Origin of the sequence: Streptomyces sp. NPDC005963 (genome assembly GCF_040638655.1) — a bacterium.
Classification (GTDB): Bacteria; Actinomycetota; Actinomycetes; order Streptomycetales; family Streptomycetaceae; genus Streptomyces.
In genome coordinates, this window is record NZ_JBEXVD010000073.1 from 1 (window position 1) to 3,405 (window position 3,405).

The following is a 3,405-nucleotide window of genomic DNA, read 5'->3' on the forward strand; positions in this document are numbered from 1 at the left end:
CAGCGCCTGTACCGCCAGATGCAGCGCCACCAGGGACGAGGAGCAGGCGGTGTCCACCGTGACCGCCGGCCCCTCCAGACCGAAGGTGTACGCCAGCCGCCCCGAAACGACGCTCGCGGTGTTCCCGGTGAGGAGATAGCCCTCAAGGTCCTCGGGCGCCTTGCTGAAACGGGAACCATAGTCGTGGTACATCACCCCGGCGAAGACCCCCGTCCGGCTGCCACGCACCGTCCCGGGGTCGATTCCGGCGCGCTCGAACGTCTCCCAGGCGGTCTCCAACAGCAGCCGCTGCTGGGGGTCCGCTGCGAGCGCCTCACGCGGGCTGATCCCGAAGAACTCCGCATCGAAGTCGGCCGCCTCGTAGAGGAAACCGCCCTCACGCGTGTACGACGTACCGAGGTGATCGGGGTCGGGATCGTAGAGCGACTCCAGGTCCCAGCCGCGGTCCTCCGGGAAGGGGCCGATCGCATCGGTGCCCGATGCCACCAACTGCCAGAGCTCCTCCGGAGAGGTCACCCCACCGGGATAGCGGCAGGCCATGCCCACGATCACGATCGGATCGTCGGTGCCCGGCACGGCCGGTGCGCTGGCCGCAACGGGTGCACGACCGGTCCCACCGCCGGTCAACAAGGTCGACAGATGGGCGGTGAGGGCCTCGGGCGACGGATGGTCGAACACGGCCGTCGCAGGGATGCGCAGTCCCGTGAGGGTGTTGAGCCTGTTGCGGAGTTCGATGCCCGTGAGCGAATCGAACCCCAGGTCGCGAAAGGCCCGGGTGGCGTCGATGGACGTGGACGTGACGTGTCCGAGCACGGTCGCCACCGTCGTCCGCATCAACTCGGCGACCGCACGCGAACGCTCGGGCTCCGGCAGACCGGCGGTCCTGCTGGCCCAACTTCCGTCCGCCGGGGCACCCTGTGCACCCGAGGCCCGCGGCAGCGGGTCACGGACCAGATGGCGCAGCGGCGCAGGAAGCGGGCCGGCTCCCGCACGCACTCGCAGCGCCGGAACATCCAGTCGTACGGGGACCAGTGCACCCTGGTGGCCGCCGAGTGCCGCATCGAACAGGGCCAGTCCCTCAGCCGCGGACAGCGGGGTGAATCCGGAACGCGCCCAGCGTGCCCGCTCCGCGTCCGCGAGCCCCTCCGCCATGCCTTCTCCGGTGTCCCACAGCCCCCAGGCGAGGGAGAGCCCCGGTAGTCCCGACTCGTTGCGATGCCGTGTCAGGGCATCGAGGACGGCGTTGGCGGCTGCGTAGTTCGCCTGCCCCGCCGTACCCGCCAGTGCACTGACCGAGGAGAACACCACAAAGGCGGTGAGGTCCGCACCCCGGGTGAGCTCGTGCAGATGGAACGCCGCATCGGCCTTGGGTCGCAGGACCCGGTCGAGACGGTCCTCGGTCAGCGCTTCGACCGTGCCGTCGTCGAGGGCGCCCGCCAGATGGAAGACCGCGCCCAGCGGATGTGCCTCGGGTACGCTCGCGAGCACCCGGGTGAGGGAGTCACGGTCTCCAGCGTCCCCCGTCGCGACGGTGACCGTGGTGCCAGCCGCGGACAACTCGGCCACCAACGCGGAGATGCCGGCTGCGGCCGGGCCGGAGCGGCTCAACAACAGCAGTCTGCGCACCCCGTGTCGCTCGGCCAGATGGCGGGCGAGAAGCTGTCCCAGCGCACCCGTCCCACCGGTCACGAGGACGGTTCGCTCCTCCGGACCCCACTCCAGGAGCGGCGACTCGGCGGCCTCGGCGCGAACGAGCCGCGGGGACAGCAGCGTTCCGTTGCGGGAGAGGAGTTGCGGTTCGACGAGTGATGCGGCGGCGAGTTCGGCCAGCGTCGGTCGCCCTTCGGCATCCGGCTCCCCGTCGAGGTCCACCAGGGCGAACAGGTCCGGATGCTCGGCCTGCGCGGAACGCACCACTCCCCAGGCCCCGGCCACCCATGGGTCGTCCGAGAAGGCCCCCCGGGTCAGGAACAGCAACCGGGATTGCGCATCACGGGGTTCGGCGAGCCACTTCTGCACCTGTTCCAGCGCGTACGCCGCCGCGGCCCGGCCGGACGGTACCCGTACGGCGATCACCTCGGACGTCGCATCCGTATCGGTCGGGAGAAGCTCGGTGACGTCCGGGACCAGACGCACCGAAACCACCGGACCGGCGACGGGCTTGACCGGCTCCCAGTGCAACCGGTGGAGATCGCGTGTCAGCTCTGTTGCGCCGAGCCGGTCGGTATCGACGGGCAACAGGGCCAGTGCGTCCACGGACACCACGGGTACGCCCTGCGGGTCCACTGCCGACAGCGTGCCGTTCGCCCAACGCACGCGGAGGGTCGATGCGCCCGAGGCATGGAGTTCGACACCCGACCAGGAGAAGGGCAGGGCCAAACCGCCGGCTGCCCCGTCTGCGGCGTTGAGGGCCACCGGCAGGTGCAGCGCGGCATCGAGCAGCGCCGGGTGCAGGGCGAATCCCGTGTCCTGTGCGGGCACCTCCAGTTCGGCGAAGATCTCCTCTCCCCGTCGCCAGGCGGCCTGCACGCCGTGGAAGGCGGGGCCGTATCCATAGCCGAACCCGTCGAGTTCCGTGTAGAGGGTGCCGATGTCAAGGGGACTCGCGTCGGGAGGCGGCCAACTCGTCGACGGCTCCGTCCGAAGTGCCTCGGTGCCGGTGGCCCCGGTGAGGAGTCCTTCGGCGTGTCGGGTCCACTCGATGCCGTCGGTCGGTCGGCTGTGGACGGACAGCGGGCGGGCACCCGACTCGTCGGGCGGTCCCACGGTGAGCTGGAGCTGTACGGCTTCCTCCGGTGCCAGCACCAACGGTGCCTGCAACGTCAACTCCTCCACCCGTGGAACCCCAGCCTGCTCCCCGGCGGTGAGGGCGAGGTCCACGAAGGCCGTCCCCGGCAGCAGGACCCGGTCGGCGATGCGATGGTCGGCCAACCAGGGGTGCAGCGCCGTGGACAGGCGACCGGTGAGGACGAGCCCGCCGTCCTGCGCCAGTTCGATCCGGGACCCGAGGAACGGGTGCTCGGCCGAGGTGATCCCGAGTGCCTCGGGGTTCGCCCGGGGGGAAGAGGACGAGAGCCAGTAGCGCTGGCGTTGGAAGGGATACGTGGGGAACGCGTCGAGGGGCAGTGAACCGCTGGGCTGGAAGGCGTTCCAGTCCACGGTGGCACCGTGCACATGGGCACCGGCGACGGCGAGGGCGAGGGTGGTGAGCTCGGGCCGGTTGCGCCGCAGCAGGGGGATCGCCCCCTCGGTGGTCGCACTCAGCGCGGCGTCGGGTCCGAGTTCGAGGTAGAGGGTGGTGCCGTTGGTGTGGAGGGTTTGGGTGGCGTGGTGGTAGTTGACGGTGTGGCGGAGGTGTTGGGTCCAGTGGTCGGGGGTGGTGGGTGGGTGGTTGGTGTGGGTGAG

Annotated in this window: 1 protein-coding gene; it reads right to left on the minus strand. The window is 70.6% G+C overall.

Annotated features, from left to right (window positions below; translation table 11 throughout):
* Positions 1–3,405, minus strand: a 3,405-nt coding sequence (locus ABZ348_RS34550) for a type I polyketide synthase (protein WP_358939958.1), incomplete at both ends; no start/stop codon positions are given.